This window comes from Emticicia aquatica, from assembly GCF_923079645.1.
Taxonomy (GTDB): Bacteria; Bacteroidota; Bacteroidia; order Cytophagales; family Spirosomataceae; genus Emticicia; species Emticicia aquatica.
In genome coordinates this window covers 1,597,024-1,614,263 of record NZ_CAKLPY010000001.1, presented here as the reverse complement: position 1 = coordinate 1,614,263, position 17,240 = coordinate 1,597,024, and the positions used below count along the sequence as shown (strand labels likewise).

The window sequence follows — 17,240 nt, the reverse complement described above, 5'->3', positions numbered from 1 at the left end:
TCAGACTGCTGTCAAAATGATAATCAGCTAAATCATCAACTTAATAGCTCGGCTCTCATCAGTATTTATACTGGTGGGAGCTTTTTATTTTTATGTGGTCAAAACTAAAAATTATAATCAGATGTTAAATAATTGATTGAGATTTTAGTTTGTGAATCAAATTATTTATTTGAAAAGTGAAGTATTTAAACCAAGAAAAAGCGATTTCTACCATCAACTTATTGGGTAGAGAAAAGAAAGCTTTTTTGTTTTTGAGTGACTTTAAAGGTCATAATTCAATTGTTGAACCTTTAGATTATATTGATAGTCAACAAATTAAGTTTTTGATGAATGGAAAAGGTAATATTTCAACAGTTTTAAAATCAGTCGATAGAAAGATTTATTTAACAAAGAAACCAATTGATTTTAGTGATTATGCAATTGCTTTTCGGTACGTTCAACATAATATTCTACAAGGAAATAGTTTTTTAACAAACCTAACTTGTGAAACCGATATTGAATTGAACGTGAGTTTGCTTGAAATTTTTGAACAATCTGAAGCAAAATATAAAATATGGATAAAAGGAGATACATTTTCTAAAGAATTTGTATGTTTTTCGCCTGAAATTTTTGTAAAAATTGATTCAAAAGGCAAAATTTCTTCTTTTCCGATGAAAGGAACAATTGACGCAGAAATTGATAATGCAGAAAAAATCTTGCTAAATGATGCTAAAGAGTTTTATGAACATACAACTATTGTTGACCTTATTAGAAATGATTTAAGTAAAGTTGCGTCAAAAGTTTGGGTAGAAAAATTTCGTTATCTTGACAGAATAAAGAAGGAAGATGGCAAAGATTTATTGCAAGTGAGTTCGCAAGTAAGTGGTTTATTAGCAGATGATTGGCGAAATAATTTAGGAAAAATAATATTTGAGATGTTGCCAGCGGGGTCAATTTCTGGAGCTCCCAAAAACAAAACCCTAGAAATAATCGCAGAAGCTGAAAAAAGTACCTACAACTCTGAACGAGGCTTTTATACAGGAATTTGTGGTTTTTTTGATGGAGAAACTTTCGATTCTGGCGTGATGATTCGCTTTATTGAAAAGACCAAAAATGGTTTAGTTTTTAAAAGTGGTGGAGGAATTACTGCCAAGAGTATTTGTACAAAAGAATACCAAGAAATGATACAAAAAATTTATGTCCCTGTTATTTGAAACAATAAAATGCCAAAATCGGCAGCTTCATAACCTTTTTTTTCATAATTTTCGAGTAAAGTCAAGTCGAAAAGCATTACTAAATATGGATAATGATTTTGATTTTGAAAACACTATTCAAATTCCAAATTGGGTAGGTGAGGGGCTTTATCGTTGCCGAATAAGTTACGCCGAAAATATTGAACAGGTGGCATTTTTTTCGTATCAATTTAAACATCCTAAAACTTTACAAATTGTCGAAAATGATAATTTGAAATATGATTATAAATTTGAAGATAGAAGCTCATTTCAAAATATACTTAGTGAAAATCCTGATGCTGATGATATTATCATTTCTCAAAATGGACTTTTGACTGACGCATCTTATGCAAATCTAGCTTTTTTTGACGGAATTAAATGGTTTACTCCAAGCACATATCTTCTAAAAGGAACAAAAAGAGATTTATTGATTACAAATCAACAACTTTTTGTGGATGAAATAAGAAAAGCTGACTTAAAAAAGTTTAAAAAAATTGCGTTAATCAATGCTATGAGAGATTTAGATTTGAACTACGATTTTGAAATTATAAATAATAAGATTTTAATTAAATAACAATATTATTCGATGAGTTATCATAAAAATATTATCATTGGGGCTGGGCCTTCAGGCTTAGCGATTGCTGGTAGATTTACAAAATTAGGGATTCCTTATATACTTTTGGAGAAATCTGAGAATGTAGGAATCGAATGGAGGAAGCATTATGACCGTTTGCATTTACACACTGATAAACTTCACTCTGCTTTACCGCATTTGCCTTTTCCTGACAGTTATCCAACTTTTATTTCAAAATTACAATATATCGACTATCTGGAGTCTTATATTCAACATTTTGGAATTAAACCTAACTATAAACAAGAAGTTATTGAAATTGAAAAAGTTGAAAATATTTGGCGAGTAAAAACCAAAACTGATGAGTTTTTTACTGAAAATGTAATTGTTTCTACAGGTTATAATCGTGTCCCAAAAATTCCTCATTTCATCAATGATTCATTATTTGATGGAGATTTTATTCACTCAAATAGTTATAGTAATGGAAAAACTTTTGCAGGAAAAAATGTTTTGGTAGTTGGTTATGGAAATTCTGGAGCAGAAATTGCCCTTGATTTATTTGAAAATGGGGCAAAAACCTATGTTTCAATTAGGAATCCTATAAATATTGTAAACCGTGATTTTATGGGACGTTCTACACAGGGTCTGGCCATTTTTTTGTCCAAGTTTGGCAATAAATTCTACGATTTTGTATCTAAAATATTCAAGAAACTTTCAACTGGTTCAATGGAAGGCACAGGCATTCCGATTTCTAATCTTGCTCCTTCCGAACAACTGCGTACTTTAGGAAAAGTACCTGTAATTGATGTTGGCACTTTAGAGCAAATAAAGGCCAAAAATATTACGGTTTTACCTGATATTCAGGAGTTTGCGAATGATTATGTAGTTTTTGTTGATGGACAAAAAGTTAATATTGATTTTGTTATTTTGGCAACGGGTTACCATGCTCATTTAGAAAAAATAGTGAAAAATATTCCTCCATTGCTTAATGATAGAGGTTATCCGAAAGAAATGTGGAATGATAGTCCAGCATTTAAAGGGTTATTTTTTCTTGGATTTAACCTTCCATTGACTGGAATTTTACGAGATATAAACTTGAGTTCAGCAAAAATTGCACAGAAAATTGCAAATTCTTAAGCGGTAATATTTTTTGTTTGACAGCAGTAATTGGCATGATATTAGCTGAATTTTAGGAAACAATATTCTCTTAAAACTTTAATGATTATGCAATTGAAAAACCTTTTACCTGCCTTAATGCTTACAGTAATGTTTTGCGAACCAATTTTTGCTCGTGAAGCATCTGACAGACCAGAAATAAAATATTCAAATAAAAGATTTGAAGTGAAAGTTCCTGTGAAGAAAGTGAGAACTTTAGAAGTAGAAATCAGAGATATGAACGATAATTTGGTTTATGGAACTAAATATTATAATGTAAGTAATTTTGAAAAAATATACAATATTAGCCAATTACAAAAAGGTAAATATTTTGTTAAAATTGTTTCTGATGGAAATGTTTATCAAGATGTGATAAAAGTTAAAAGAAGACACTAATTCTACGCAGCATTCCTCAACTTTATTAGCCATAAAACATATACTTTAGAATTAAAAACTCCCAGAACTTCAGTTTTGGGAGTTTTTAATTTTGGCCTATTTTTCTTCTTTAATTTCGTCGATGTCAATAGTTGAATCTTCGGAATATGACTCAAATATTTCAGGATATTTTGCTTTTAACCAACGATATTGCTTAGAAGAAAGAAATAAAAATTTGGGACCAACTTCATCTTCGTCGGCTTCTTCGTCAAATACCTGGTAAAACATACTATCAGAATTCGATTCATTTAAGGCTTTATTAATCAGCTCAATAAATTTTGTGGTGTCGAAGTCAAATACTTCATAATCAATTTTTTCTGCGTTACTTTTTGGTTTTTCAAGGGCTTTTACAAATTGTTTTTCTGTATATTTTTTGCCATTTTCCATTTCAAAACTATACTCAAAAACTCGATTGATATAGTTACTTTTTTTGAGGGTTTTGGAAAAATTATCAACCACATTTTTTGGGTTAAACTTGTTTCGGGAAACTTTTTTTAAGGTATCAATACAAGCTTTAAAGACATTTTCATAAGACTCAACGTCCCAAATATTCGTTTGAGCCACCACATTGGGCAGGTTTTCAAGCAGTGATAAATTATTATTGGGAAATTTACGAAGCTCAACAATGAAACTTTCTTTTTCAGCATTACCAAACTTTTTAATAAGGCCAATTTCATTGAAATTATCTAGTAAAATATTTAGGCTATCACGACTAAATTGAGAACCGTACATCGAAAAATCAACATAGTTATTTGGTAATGTTTCACTAACAATTGTAGCTTGAGTACTATCAAAAAACACAAATGATAGCTTTGGACTACGATAATCACACACAATAACAAGCCTTTTTGGAGATGAAATATCGGTCAAATAGTCATTGATAATTTTAAATTGGTTTTCGCCAATTGCTGGAAAATAGGCAGAATTTGGCTTTTTTAGTGAATCAAGATTACTTTTGATAATTTGTCGTAACGAAACATTCAACGTTTGAGCATAAGGTTTATCATCAATGATTGCAGAAATATTTTGTAAACTGTAATCATTTGTTGAATCACCCAAATTTTCACTCAAATATTTTATTTCACTAAATTTTGTCTTGGGAAGTAATTTCTTCTTGACTTCGTTTAAAATATAATTATAAATTTCAGTATCTGATTTTTCAGCCAATTCGTTCATATCAATAACTACCACTTGCGTACTTTTTTGTAGAATCTCTGAAGGTTCTTTGGCATTTTTTATCTCTTTCAAATCATCTTCAGTAATCATTTTTTCTCTTTTGAGAGCTTGTGCAAAATTTTCAGGCTTAAAGGCTGCAATTTGTTCCTGATAATTGCCATAAATATTCTCAACGGCTGGGTCTCTTAAAACTTCGGGATGATTTTTTTCTAGGTAATTATATTGATTTTTATCTAAAAAAAGGAAGTTATCAATAGTTTTAGCAAAAGAAAAACGATTTCCAGTAGTAATCTTATAAAATTGTCCATCAATCTCATTTTCATTCAAAGACTGATTCACCATTTCAAGCCATTCGTTCAAATTAAAATTTACTTGATTTGGATTAATATTGATGCCTGATACATTTCTTAGTTCTTCATTCTCAACTAATTTTGGAATCGTAAATTTATTCTCATATTTATTAGAATTGAGTTTAAAACTAACAATCAATTCTCTATCTTTTTTACTACCTTTCGGCATTTCACTTGCAAAATTATCACTTATTTTTTCAGGATTAAATTTGCCATTTGAAATAAGACTTAGTTCAGAAATAAAGTTTTTGAACATGGCAATTTTATCTTCTTCATTTTTTGGCGAAACATTAATTTTTGCACAAATTTTAGGAAAACTTACAACTAAATTTCTTTTTAAGTTGTCTTTTTTGTTCGGCTCAAACCTTAATGATTGAATCGCATTTTCGATGATTTCTTGGTCAACTATCGGTAATATTTTATTATTTTGAAACAACTTTACTAAGGCATAAATGCTATCTCGACTAGTCTTAAAACTGAAGTCTATTTTGCCACCCAAAGACTTTCCAAATAATAAATTGTTCTTGCTTTTATCTTCAAAAACCTTGTTTTGAGTGCTATCAACTAATATTAACGCTTTTCGGGTTTCATTGATTGAGACAAACGGGTTATAGTCATTACTTACAATAATTACCCTTTTTGTTGAATGTTGGTCAATTAAATAATCATTGATTGATTGAAAATCTTTATTTGTGATACCCGTCAAAAATGAAAAAACATTGGCATAAGTTTGTATAATTGAAGAATCAATATCAACATCTGATGGGATGCTTTTTTGTAAAGTTTTGATGAATGAAAAATCAGTATCTGCTTTTTGCGAATACAGTTTGCCATTGACTGTATAGGATAATTTGTACGATTTTTTATTTTTGGAAAAAGGATTATTAAACGGAAGTCCAACCCCCAAATCACTACTTGTATCGTTTTTTAATTCTTCTAGTTTAAATTGATTTATCTGAAAAGTTGGTAAAAACTTTTCGTTTACTTTCTTGAATTGATTTTGGTAAATTTCCTCCCTTGTTAACTTTTTTTGGTCAGCAGGAAGAATAATAACGTCTTTGCAGAAAGTCAAAATGTCGATTTTGCTTTTTAATTCAAAATCTTTGTATGAGTCTTTTAAGTGCTGGGCATCAATTTTAGAAAGAAATTGGTGCGTTTGTAAGCTATCAATAAATTTTATTTGATTGGATTTTAAATAGCCATAATTATCATAAAAATAACTTTGTTTGGCTGCGTAAATGAAAAAGCCGAAATCTTTAATCAGTTTAATTTGGTCTTTTTTTAGCCAAATCAACAAGTCGGCGTACACTTTTTCATCAATTAACTGAATGGCTTTCAAACGATTGGCAATCGAAATATACCTTTCTTTGGTTGGTCTTAAATTTTGTTCTAATCCTAAAAAAGTAATTGGATTATTTATTTGAATATTCCCTTCGATTTCAGGTTTATAAAGCATTTCATCACCCAACATTTTTTCAGCCATTTCACGAAACTGAATCATTTCATCTGCTGCCGAACCTACATTTCTTAATAATTCATAAATGCCGATAAATCCTAAAATAGCGGTTTTAGACTTTGAAAGGGAGTCAGGGATTTTACCAATAGCTGAGGCAAATGGCGAGTTAGCCATTCGTTGTGTAAAAGCATTGTTTTGATTATTGATGGTTTTTAGAAAAGCATCTTTCCCAAATTCGGTAATAATTTGTTCTTTTTGGAGGCCATCTAAGTATTTTTGTATCTGTTCGTCGGAGAGCTTTTGAGCGAAAGTTTCATTAAAAAACAGCAGTGTTAAAAGTAGTGAGACTATATTTTTCATTTGGGTGATTGTTTTCTTCAAAAATAGGGGAGAAAGAAGAAATAACCTACTTTAAAAAGCAAAAAAAAAACGCCACAATTGTGACGTTTTTTAAAGTCTTAATACACGATGAATCTTACCCTTCGACTTTTGGAAGTATCTTCTTTGCCTTTAGAGTCTAACACAATTTCTCTTTCGCCGAGTCCTTTAACCAATAATCGGTTAGGTTCTATTCCCGCACGTTTCAAATAATCAGCACATGACCTTGCTCGACGTAAAGAGATTTTTTGATTGATAGCTACGTCTCCGAAACTATCTGAGTAACCCGACAACTGAACATTCAGTTTTGGATTGAGGGTCATTAACTCAATCAAACGATTGATGTCAATGTAATATTCGGATTTAACTATTACCGAATTTCTATCGAAATACACATCATTTAGTGTGTAAATTTTCTTGGTTTCAAAAGTAATATTTGGGTCACTTTTGAGCTTGAATGTTTCAGTTGGTTTTGTCATATCCACCTCTGGAGCATTTACGTAAGGGTTTTCTGACTTATCAACTTTTACATTTGAAATAACAGGTGTACTTGTATTTGTAGCAACTGTTTTTGTTACAAGCTTGATTGTTTTTATAAATTTATCAGCTGCATCATTGGTTTCTGGAATCCAATTTCCTGTAAAATCAGCATTTCCGCTCGAAACCGTTAGACCGTAAAGATTCCCAAAAACAACTCTTGCATTATTATTTAGGTCAATAGGAACAATTTGGTTGTTGCTCAAATCAAATATTCTGATTTTTGCATTATTAATAGTATTGTTATCAGCACCCAAAACTTTGATTGTATAAGCAATGTTTTTAGGCATCATTTCAATTGTATTATTTATGGTTTCAGAACCAGTCACATTTTCAAGGCTCACTTGCACTTGATTGGCTGGCAAATAACCTGGAGCTTCGCAAGCGAGCGTATAATTATTTCCTGCCTTCAATTGCATCAATGAAACGCCATTTTTTGCATTAAATGAAGCCGAATTTCTACTATTCATTGCTACAAATACCGATGCATCAATTGGTTTTTTGGTCATTGCATCAATTATCATAACATTTACTGGAACTTGTCGTGCACCTCTAAATTTATTAGGTAGCGGAGCAGAATAAATATCGCCTTTTATTTCAACAAAAATCTCTTCTGAATTACCAGTAATAGCCGAATAATCTTCATGATTAGGTGTATTCAAAAAATCTAAATCTCTTGGGAAAGTCCAACTACCATCTTCTTGAAGTTCAGTTTGGTACAAATCAAAACCGCCTGCACCACCACCTCTAATCGAACTAAAAATTAATGTTCTGCTGTCAGGCATTAATGTAACTGCTTTTTCGCATTCTGAATTGACAGGCTCACCCATTTTTTCAAAATTTGTCCAACTGCCTTCATCGGTTTTATTAGCAACCCAAATGGTGTAACAAGGCTCAGTTCCTTTATATTTTTCAAATTTTTCTCGAATAAAAAATAGCATTTTTCCATCTTGAGAAATACTTGGGCTTCCTTCAAATAAGGCTGTATTGAGGGGTTCGCCTACATTGATTGGTTCTCCCCATTCTGCACCAATTCGTTTCGCGTAAAAAATATCTCTGTCACCAAATCCACTCGGAAATATTGCATCGAAATATAATTCACTACCATCGTAAGTCAGACTTGTACCAATGATTTTTCCTTTTTGAACTTTATCTGAAATTGTTCTGATAAGTTGAGGTATTTGCCACGGCGAATTTTTATCGACCCTTGTACTTAAAAAAACTTTTGTACCATCTGGGCGATCTTGTACAAAAATAAATGTCTTTCCGTCACCACTAATTGAAAAGGCATGTTCTCGAAACTCTCTTGTATTTATTGGCGTTCCGATGGATTTTAAATTACTTTGTCCAGTTGCTTCACCCAAACCAAAGTAAGCGATTGATGCTGATAAGAGCATAATCTTGGTAATTTTTTTAGTCATTTTTGGATTACTTTTATTTCACTCTTAGTTTATATTCACTCAAAGATTAGCAGTGTTTTTAGCACTGATTTCTTTGTTTCAAAATTTGTGCCAAAAAGTTATTCAACGGTAGCACCACTTCTGAAAACATAACTATTTTTCACTTTATTTTTAAAATTATACGCTTTTAATGGCTAATATTTGCAAAAAATGAAGTATTTGTGTGAAGTTTTAATTGTAGAAATTTTCTAAATTCCCAGAAAAAAACAATAAAACCTCAAGAATATAAAAGTAATTCACTAATTAATGACTGAATGATAATCAATACGAAGAATATATTTACCTATTAATCATTGGGTAATAATGAAAAAAGTAAATGTCAATCATTAAATATTTTGGACTAAAAGTTATCCTCGAAATGATGAAAAACATCTACATTAAAAAAATATGATATTTTTAATGTAGATGTTTGGATAATGGCTAATTGAAAATTGCCATTAAACAGATGCTTGCCAAAATAATAAAGGAGATAAGTTTTTTAGTTTTATGAGATAAAACTGCACGCCTATTAGACGAACCCATTAAAATAGAGTTTTTCATTTTTTAAGCACTTTATAGATTATAGGAAAAGAAATATTTATTGTAAATTTATAAGATAAACTTTCAACTTTCAAAGTTTTTTGAAAGTTTTTTTTTTACAATAAATAAGAAACAATGAACTTAAAAGAAACATTATTTTGTCATTGACCGATGATTAAGCTAATTTTGTACTTTGACCAAAGAAATATTAATTTATCAAATGCCAAATACAGATTCAATATTGAGAATTGCCCTCCAAAAATCAGGCAGATTAAGTGAGGATTCGTTTAGATTATTTAAAGAATGTGGAATAAAGTTTGAAAGTGGCACTGGAAAACTTAAAACATCTTCATCCAATTTTCCAGCAGAATTTCTTTTTTTAAGAGATGACGATATTCCTGGTTACGTTGAAGATGGCGTTGCAGACATCGGTATTGTTGGAGAAAATGTATTTATTGAATCTAACCGCAAAGCTGAAACAACTTATCGTTTAGGTTTTTCAAAATGTAGATTATCAATTGCAGTTCCTCGTGGTGTTGAATACAAAGGAATTGATGACTTTCAAGGAAAAAGTATAGCCACTTCTTATCCTCGAATTTTGAGTAATTTTTTGAAAGAACAAAATGTCAAAGCTGATATTCATGAAATTAGTGGCTCGGTTGAGATCGCTCCGAGTATAGGCCTTGCAGAGGGCGTTTGCGATATTGTGAGTTCAGGAAGTACGCTTTTGAGTAATGGTTTAAAAGAAGTTGAAGTGATTTTTCGTTCGGAAGCCATTTTGATTGCAAATAAAAAACTATCAAAAGCTAAACATGATACCCTCAACAAATTGTTATTCAGAATAAAGGCTGTTCAAACAGCTCAGAATTACAAATATATTTTGTTGAATGCTCCCAATGATAAGTTAGAAGATATTATCAATATGATTCCAGGAATGAAAAGCCCAACAATTGTACCGTTAGCAATGGAAGGTTGGAGTTCAATTCATTCTGTTCTAGAAGAAAATCAATTTTGGGAAAATATCGAGGCTATTCGTTCGGCTGGAGCAGAAGGTATTTTGGTAATTCCGATTGAAAAAATGATTTACTGATTTTACTTATTGAGGAGTCAAATGTGATTATGATTTATTTTTAATGACATCCTTGAATCGCATATTATATACTAAATGAATATTATATCTTTTCCGCAACGCTCAGAATGGAAACAGTTGCTAGCTCGGCCTGTGCAAGAAATGGCTGTAATTGAGCAAAAAGTATTACCAATTTTACAGAAAGTGAAACTTGAAGGCGATGCAGCTTTGAAAGAATTTGCATTAAAGTTTGATAAAATTGAAATCAATGATTTCAAGGTTTCACAAGCTGAAATTGATGATGCCGAAAATCAGTTAAGCGAAGAATTGAAAACGGCCATCCAACAAGCTTACAAAAATATTTTTACTTTTCATGAAGCCCAAAAACAAACTCCTGAAGTAATTGAAACAATGACAGGTGTTAAATGTTGGCGTAAAAGCGTTGGTATTCAAAAAGTTGGGTTTTATATTCCTGGTGGAACCGCTCCTCTTTTTTCAACAGTACTAATGTTAGGGATTCCTGCCCAAATTGCAGCATGTCAAGAACGCATTTTATGTTCACCGAGTAATCATCCTGCTATTTATTATGCAGCAAAATTAGTTGGTATTACACAAGTTTTTCGTGTAGGCGGGGCTCAAGCTATCGCTGCGATGGCTTATGGAACGGAGACAATTCCACAAGTATATAAAATTTTTGGGCCAGGAAATCAATTTGTTACAGCTGCCAAACAGCTATTAAGTAAGGATGGTGTAGCCATTGACATGCCTGCTGGTCCTTCGGAAGTTGCAGTTATGGCTGATGATTCTGCCATTCCTTCGTTTGTAGCTTCTGATTTGCTTTCTCAAGCCGAACACGGTGCTGATAGTCAAGTTTTACTTGTTTCAACGAGCAAAAAGTTTATTTCGGCCGTAAATCTAGCCGTTTCTGGACAGTTAAATAGACTTCCAAGAAAAGAATTGGCATCAAAAGCGATTGAAAACTCAAAAATTATTTTGCTGGAAAATCAACAGGATTGTATTGATATGCTCAATGAATATGCTCCCGAACATTTGATTTTAGCAGTTGATAATTTCAATGAAGTTGGTGAACAAATTATTAATGCAGGTTCAATTTTTTTAGGAAATTATACACCCGAATCTTGTGGCGATTATGCTTCGGGTACAAACCATACTTTACCAACGAATGGATATGCAAGGGCTTACAGCGGTGTTTCGTTGGATAGCTTTGTGAAGAAAATCACTTTTCAAGAAATATCGAAAGAAGGTATTTTAAATATTGGAAAAACGGTTGAACTAATGGCAGAAGCCGAATCATTAGAAGCACACAAACGAGCGGTTTCTTTAAGAATGGAAAGTTTGATTAGTTTATAACATTTATATCAACAAATATGAAAAACCTAAAAAAGAGTACAATTGTACTGATTCTTTGTTTGTTTGGCTTTCAAATAAATGCTCAAGAAACTGTTATTGCCATAAAAGCTGGAAAACTGTTTGACAGTGAAAAAGGTGTTTTTCTTCAAAATCAGACGATAATCATCAAAAGTAATTTGATTTCAGAAATAGGAAACAACCTGAAAATTCCTGCCAATGCTCAAATAATAGATTTAAGTAATCAGACCGTTTTACCTGGTTTAATAGATTGTCACACACATATTACTGGACAACCAGAAAATTACATGGAAGATTTGTTTCGTAAATCTTCCATAGATGTTGCCATTTCAGCTCATATTTATACAAAACGTACATTGGAAGCTGGTTTTACTACATGTAGAGATGTTGGAGCAAATGACTATATTGATGTTGCTCTCAAAAGAGCCATAGATGTAGGTAAGGTAATTGGGCCTCGTTTGTATGTTTCAGGTCCATTTATTGGTGCAACTGGCAGTCATGGAGATTTATCTGGTTTTTCTCCAAACGTTCATATTCAGCAAGTTTCTACTATTGCCGATGGGGTAGACGAAATTAGAAAAAAAGTGAGAATGAATATAAAATATGGTGCTGATTTGATAAAATTTGGAGCAACTGCTGGCGTTTTAACTGAAGAAGAAACTGTAGGTGGGCCACAATATTCTCAAGAAGAAATGGATGCAATGGTTGATGAAGCAAAAATGTGGGGTAAAAAAGTTGCTGCACATGCTCACGGTGCAGAAGGAATAAAAAGAGCTGTAAAAGCTGGTGTCGCTTCAATTGAACATGGGAGTTTTATTGATGATGAAGGGATTGAGCTGATGAAAAGAAAAGGTACTTATTTAGTAGCCGATATTTATAATGACGATTTTATTTTGGCTGAATATTCAAAATTAGGTTTTCCTCAAAAAATTATTGAAAAGGAAAAATTAGCTGGCCGTACTCAGCGTGAAAATTTCCAAAAAGCAGTGAAAGCAGGGGTGAAAATTGCGTTTGGAACTGATGCGGGTGTTTATCCACACGGAGATAACGCCAAACAGTTTTATTATATGGTAAAATATGGACAAACTCCTATTCAAGCTTTGCAATCGGCTACAATAAATGCAGCAGATTTAATTGGGGCAAAAGATAAAATTGGTTCAATTTCGGTCGGTAAATTTGCTGATATTATTGCAGTTGATGGCGACCCTCAAGACGATATTACAGTTTTAGAAAAGAAACTTACTTTCGTGATGAAAGAAGGGGTAGTATTTAAAAAATTAAAATAAAAATTTTGAGATTGCTAAAAAGAAAGCGTCTGATTATAACAATCAGACGCTTTCTTTATTCAAAATATAACATTTAATCAACTCCAAACTTCAATTCTCTTTTGGATTTCTTTACCCCATTTTTCTAATACACTCACAAATATATCCATCTGTATCGGTTTACTAATATAATCATCCATACCTGCTTCTTGACACTCAATTTTGCTTTCTTGTAAAGCATTTGCTGTCATGGCAATAATGATTGGTTGTGGAATATTTTGTTTACGAATTTCAACAGTCGTTTGTAAGCCATCCATTTTTGGCATTTGAACATCCATCAAAATAACTTGGTATTCTTTTTTCAAAATTGCCTCTAAAACTTCTAAGCCATTTTCAGCCAAGTCAGCTGAAAATCCTAATTTACTTAGTACTTTTAAAGCAAATTTTTGGTTCATAGCATTATCTTCTGCTAGCAATATTTCCATTGGAAACTTGGTTGCGAAGTCTTCAGAGAGCTTGTGAGGAATTTCTTTTTCTGCTTGTTTTTCTACAACTATAGGCCACATTTTTGGTGCTAATTCATTGTAAATACTGCGGCAAAGTGTATGATGTTTGACAGGTTTTGTCAATACCGAACAGAATAAGTCAGGATGTTCTTTATAATAAGTATCAGAAATAGAACTTAGTGAAATAATTGGCAAATTTGAGTCAATCTTTTTAATAGTCAAAGCCAATTCCAAACCATCCATGTATGGAAATTGCATATCAGCAATAACAAGCGAAAAATCGTGATTTTCTTTGATTAGACTTATCGCTTCCTCTGGAGAATCTGTTAAAGTTGGTTGCATTTTCCAGCGTTCGAGTTGCCCTTTTAAAATATTTAAATTGGTGATATTATCATCTACAACCAATATTTTTTTGTTTTCTAAACTCTCTAAATTGAAAGGTGGAAGCGAAAACTTCTCATTACTAACAGCGGTTTTAATTGTAAAAGTGAAAACTGTACCTTTTCCTTCTTCACTTTCTACATCTATTTTTCCACCCATTAGTTTTACAATTTTTTCACTGATTACTAACCCAAGACCAGTTCCACCATATTGCCTACTTGTAGATGAATCTACTTGCGAGAAGACTTTGAAAAGCTTATCAAGCTTTGTTTGAGGTATTCCAATGCCTGTATCTCTAACCTTAAAACCAATTTCGATATGCTTTTCATCATCATATTTTACTAAAAATACTTTAATGAAAATTTCACCTTGTTTAGTAAATTTAATTGCATTACCAATTAAGTTTAACAAAATTTGTCTTAAACGTAATTGGTCACCAATAATATGTAGCGGTACGTCCCAATCTATTTGGTATAGTAAATCTAGCTTTAATTGAGCCACTTTTGTAGCAAAAACATCTAGTGTTTCTTCAATACAACTACGTAAATCAAAGTTTTTCTCCTCCAATTCCATTTTCCCTGATTCAATTTTTGAAAAATCAAGAATATCATTGATAACTGTCAATAATCCTTCACCACAAGCTTGAATCGTATCGGTATAGTTTTTTTGTTCTTCATCCAAGTCGGTTTCTTCTAATAACGAGGTCATTCCGATAATTCCATTCAAAGGAGTACGAATTTCATGACTCATTGTAGCTAGAAAAATACTTTTTGCACGATTGGCATTCTCGGCTTCCTCTCTTGCCTTAAGTTCTTCTTGTGTGGATTTATATAGCTGATTTGTTCGCAATTCTACTTGTTTTTCAAGTTTAATTCGCTGCTTATGAATCAACCCTATACGGTATTGATAATAGCCGTAAATTAAACCCGTGATAGCCGACAATGCCAATAATCGAAACCACCAAGTTTCCCAAAAAGGAGGTAAAACTTTGAGAATAATTGATGTCCCTTTTTCATTCCATAAACCATCATTGTTACTAGCTTTTACCCTGAAAATGTATTCACCTGCGTCTAAGTTTGTATAAGTTACAGTTCTTCTGCTAGAAATAAAATTCCAACCATCATCGAATCCTTCTAGTTTGTAGGCATATTTATTTTTATTAGGCAAAGTATAGTTCAATGCTGAAAACTCAAATGAAAAAACTGATTGTTTATCATTCAATATTATCTCTTTAGTTTCACCAATAGGTTTTACAAGAGGAGAATCTTTCTGACCAGGTAAAATAGATTGATTGAAAATTTGGAAATCAGTAATAAAAACTGGCGGAATAAATGTATTGTCTTGAATACTATCAGGATAAAAGGAATTTAATCCATTTGGCCCTCCAAAAAACATTTCTCCATCTTTTGTTTGAAAAGCTGCACGAGGTTTAAATTCGTTTCCTTGTAAACCGTCTGAAAGTCCATAATTTCTAAAAACCTTTGTAATCGGATTGTATTTTGAAATCCCTTTATTGGTACTTATCCAAAGATTACCTTTTTTGTCCTTCAAAATACTATGAATGAGATTGTTGACTAATCCATCATTTTCGGTAATAGTTGTAAATTTCTTGGTTCTTGTGTTCAATAAATCCAACCCATCCATTGTCCCAATCCATAAAAAACCATTTCCTGCATCAACAATTGTCTGAATATTATTATTACTTAAACTTTCTTTATCAGAAGGATTACTTACGAAATGAGAAAATTTCTTTGTTTTTTTGTTAAAACAATCCAAACCATTTTCAGTGCCAACCCACAAATTATCATTTTCATCCTCATATAATGCTTTTGCATAATTATCACAGATACTATTTGGATTTGCTGGATTGTGCAAATAAGTTGTAAATCGATTAGTTTTTCTATCAAAGTAACTTAAACCACCAGTCCAAGTTCCTAACCAAAGGTTGGAATCTTTACTTTTCAAAATTGTAAAAACGCTCGAAGCAGAAAGACTATTTGTGTCTTTATTATTAGGTGTAAAATGTGTGAATTTACCTGTTTTCTTGTTGAATAAGTCAAAACCACCTAAATAATATCCAAGTGCTAAAATATCTTTTTCGACCTCAGTAACAGTCAAAACATAGTCAGAATTAATACTATTTTTGTTATTTGCTTGCTTTTTGAAGGTGGAGAAAGTTTTATTTTTTCGATTGAAATAATTTAATCCGCCGCCATCAGTTCCTAACCAAATGTTATCACTAGATTCGCCTGTTATTGCTAAAATACTGCTTGATTTTAATCCATTTTTATTTTGATTCTCTTTATAGATTGAAAATTTTTTGCCAAATTTCGGTAAAAAATTAATGCCACCAGAGTATGTTCCAACCCAAATATTACCAGTATAATCTAAATATAAACTATAAACAGAATTGTTGCTTAAACTATTATTATCATTTATATCAAAACCGATGGTTTTAAATGTATTTTTTTTGCTATCTAATAAACTGATACCACCATTTTCTGTTCCAATCCATAAATTTCCGTCATTATCATTTAAGAAAGAAAGAATATTGTTATATCCTAGACTTTTTAGATTTTTGGCATCGTGTTTAAAAGTTGTGAATGAATTATTTTGTTCATTGTATTTCGAAACGCCTCCACCTGAAGTGCCAATCCATATTTTTTGATTAATGTCTTTATAAATGGCTCGAACCCAATTTGAACCAATACTATTTGGATTTTTTGGGTCATTGAAAAAATGTGTAAATTGTTTTTTTTCATAGTTAAATTTATTCAAGCCATTTTTTGTGCCAATCCAAAGATTCCCAAACTTATCTTCACCTATCTGAAAAATCAAATCGTGGCTTAAACTATTAGGATTATTTTCTTGATGTTTGAATGAAGTAAATATGCCAGTTTTCGGATTAATTAAATATAATCCTGTTGTTGTTCCGAGCCAAATTCGGTTTTTGCTATCTTGAAAGATATCTCGTATGAATAATTTACTGATTTCGCCTGAAAAATGTGAAAATCCATCTGTATCTCTAATAAATTTGTCTAATCCACGCGAAGTTGCTACCAATATATCTCCATTTTTATCTTCTAAAATATCGTTTACAAAATTGTTTTTTAGGCTTGCTGCTACAATTGGTGAATGCTTATAAATTGTGAAGTGGTATCCATCATATTTGTTCAAACCATCTTCTGTTGCAAACCACATAAAGCCTTTTTTATCTTTTAAAATCGCACTCACATGGCTTTGCGATAAACCTTCATTTGTAGATATTCTTACAAATGAAAGTTTTTGTTCTTGAGCCAATGCAAGTTGAATACAAGTAAAAAAGAAAATGTAAAGAATTCTGTATTTCATAAGGAAAGAAACTGTTATCAGTATAAATATT

10 protein-coding genes are annotated in these 17,240 nt (G+C 31.6%); 7 read left to right on the top strand and 3 right to left on the bottom strand.

Annotated elements, in window-relative coordinates; translation table 11 throughout:
• The first annotated feature begins 176 nt into the window (after positions 1–176).
• The 4 genes from MJQ71_RS06955 (at position 177) to MJQ71_RS06940 (ending at position 3,333) form a co-directional block, all read left to right on the top strand.
• A complete protein-coding gene (locus MJQ71_RS06955; protein ID WP_238805786.1) occupies positions 177–1,193 on the top strand; it encodes an aminodeoxychorismate synthase component I in 1,017 nt (338 codons plus the stop codon).
• A gap of 85 nt (positions 1,194–1,278) precedes the next feature.
• Positions 1,279–1,785, top strand: coding sequence for an aminotransferase class IV (locus MJQ71_RS06950; RefSeq protein ID WP_238805784.1), 507 nt, complete (start codon positions 1,279–1,281; stop codon positions 1,783–1,785).
• A 12-nt stretch (positions 1,786–1,797) separates the two neighbouring features.
• A complete protein-coding gene (locus MJQ71_RS06945) occupies positions 1,798–2,919 on the top strand; it encodes a flavin-containing monooxygenase (RefSeq protein WP_238805782.1) in 1,122 nt (373 codons plus the stop codon).
• Between the two features lie 87 nt (positions 2,920–3,006).
• On the top strand, positions 3,007–3,333 hold the full coding sequence (locus tag MJQ71_RS06940) for a T9SS type A sorting domain-containing protein (protein WP_238805779.1): 327 nt from the start codon (positions 3,007–3,009) through the stop codon (positions 3,331–3,333).
• A gap of 96 nt (positions 3,334–3,429) precedes the next feature.
• Here the strand turns inward: MJQ71_RS06940 and MJQ71_RS06935 are convergent, their stop codons facing one another.
• Both MJQ71_RS06935 and MJQ71_RS06930 read right to left on the bottom strand, forming a co-directional pair.
• Positions 3,430–6,714 carry a hypothetical protein gene (locus MJQ71_RS06935; RefSeq protein ID WP_238805778.1) on the bottom strand — a complete coding sequence of 1,095 codons (3,285 nt, stop codon included), beginning with the start codon at positions 6,712–6,714 and terminating at the stop codon, positions 3,430–3,432.
• Between the two features lie 98 nt (positions 6,715–6,812).
• On the bottom strand, positions 6,813–8,690 hold the full coding sequence (locus MJQ71_RS06930) for an OmpA family protein (protein ID WP_238805776.1): 1,878 nt from the start codon (positions 8,688–8,690) through the stop codon (positions 6,813–6,815).
• Between the two features lie 778 nt (positions 8,691–9,468).
• Here MJQ71_RS06930 and hisG point away from each other — a divergent pair.
• From hisG to MJQ71_RS06915, 3 genes are all read left to right on the top strand, one after another.
• Complete coding sequence (gene hisG / locus MJQ71_RS06925) at positions 9,469–10,338, top strand: ATP phosphoribosyltransferase (protein ID WP_238805774.1); 870 nt, start codon at positions 9,469–9,471, stop codon at positions 10,336–10,338.
• A 75-nt stretch (positions 10,339–10,413) separates the two neighbouring features.
• Positions 10,414–11,688, top strand: a complete 1,275-nt coding sequence (gene hisD, locus MJQ71_RS06920) for a histidinol dehydrogenase (RefSeq protein ID WP_238805773.1) — start codon at positions 10,414–10,416, stop codon at positions 11,686–11,688.
• Between the two features lie 17 nt (positions 11,689–11,705).
• Positions 11,706–12,992, top strand: a complete 1,287-nt coding sequence (locus MJQ71_RS06915; protein ID WP_238805772.1) for a Xaa-Pro dipeptidase — start codon at positions 11,706–11,708, stop codon at positions 12,990–12,992.
• 77 nt (positions 12,993–13,069) lie between these two features.
• On the opposite strand, the gene MJQ71_RS06910 is transcribed toward MJQ71_RS06915, so the two are convergent.
• On the bottom strand, positions 13,070–17,209 hold the full coding sequence (locus MJQ71_RS06910; RefSeq protein WP_238805771.1) for a hybrid sensor histidine kinase/response regulator: 4,140 nt from the start codon (positions 17,207–17,209) through the stop codon (positions 13,070–13,072).
• Positions 17,210–17,240 lie beyond the last annotated feature (31 nt).

Coding starts and splice junctions, on each gene's coding strand:
- MJQ71_RS06910 (WP_238805771.1), bottom strand. CDS start 17,209: ATGAAATACAGAATTCTTTACATTTTCTTTTTTACTTGTATTCAACTT.
- hisD (WP_238805773.1), top strand. CDS start 10,414: ATGAATATTATATCTTTTCCGCAACGCTCAGAATGGAAACAGTTGCTA.
- MJQ71_RS06945 (WP_238805782.1), top strand. CDS start 1,798: ATGAGTTATCATAAAAATATTATCATTGGGGCTGGGCCTTCAGGCTTA.
- MJQ71_RS06940 (WP_238805779.1), top strand. CDS start 3,007: ATGCAATTGAAAAACCTTTTACCTGCCTTAATGCTTACAGTAATGTTT.
- MJQ71_RS06915 (WP_238805772.1), top strand. CDS start 11,706: ATGAAAAACCTAAAAAAGAGTACAATTGTACTGATTCTTTGTTTGTTT.
- MJQ71_RS06935 (WP_238805778.1), bottom strand. CDS start 6,714: ATGAAAAATATAGTCTCACTACTTTTAACACTGCTGTTTTTTAATGAA.
- MJQ71_RS06950 (WP_238805784.1), top strand. CDS start 1,279: ATGGATAATGATTTTGATTTTGAAAACACTATTCAAATTCCAAATTGG.
- MJQ71_RS06930 (WP_238805776.1), bottom strand. CDS start 8,690: ATGACTAAAAAAATTACCAAGATTATGCTCTTATCAGCATCAATCGCT.
- hisG (WP_238805774.1), top strand. CDS start 9,469: ATGCCAAATACAGATTCAATATTGAGAATTGCCCTCCAAAAATCAGGC.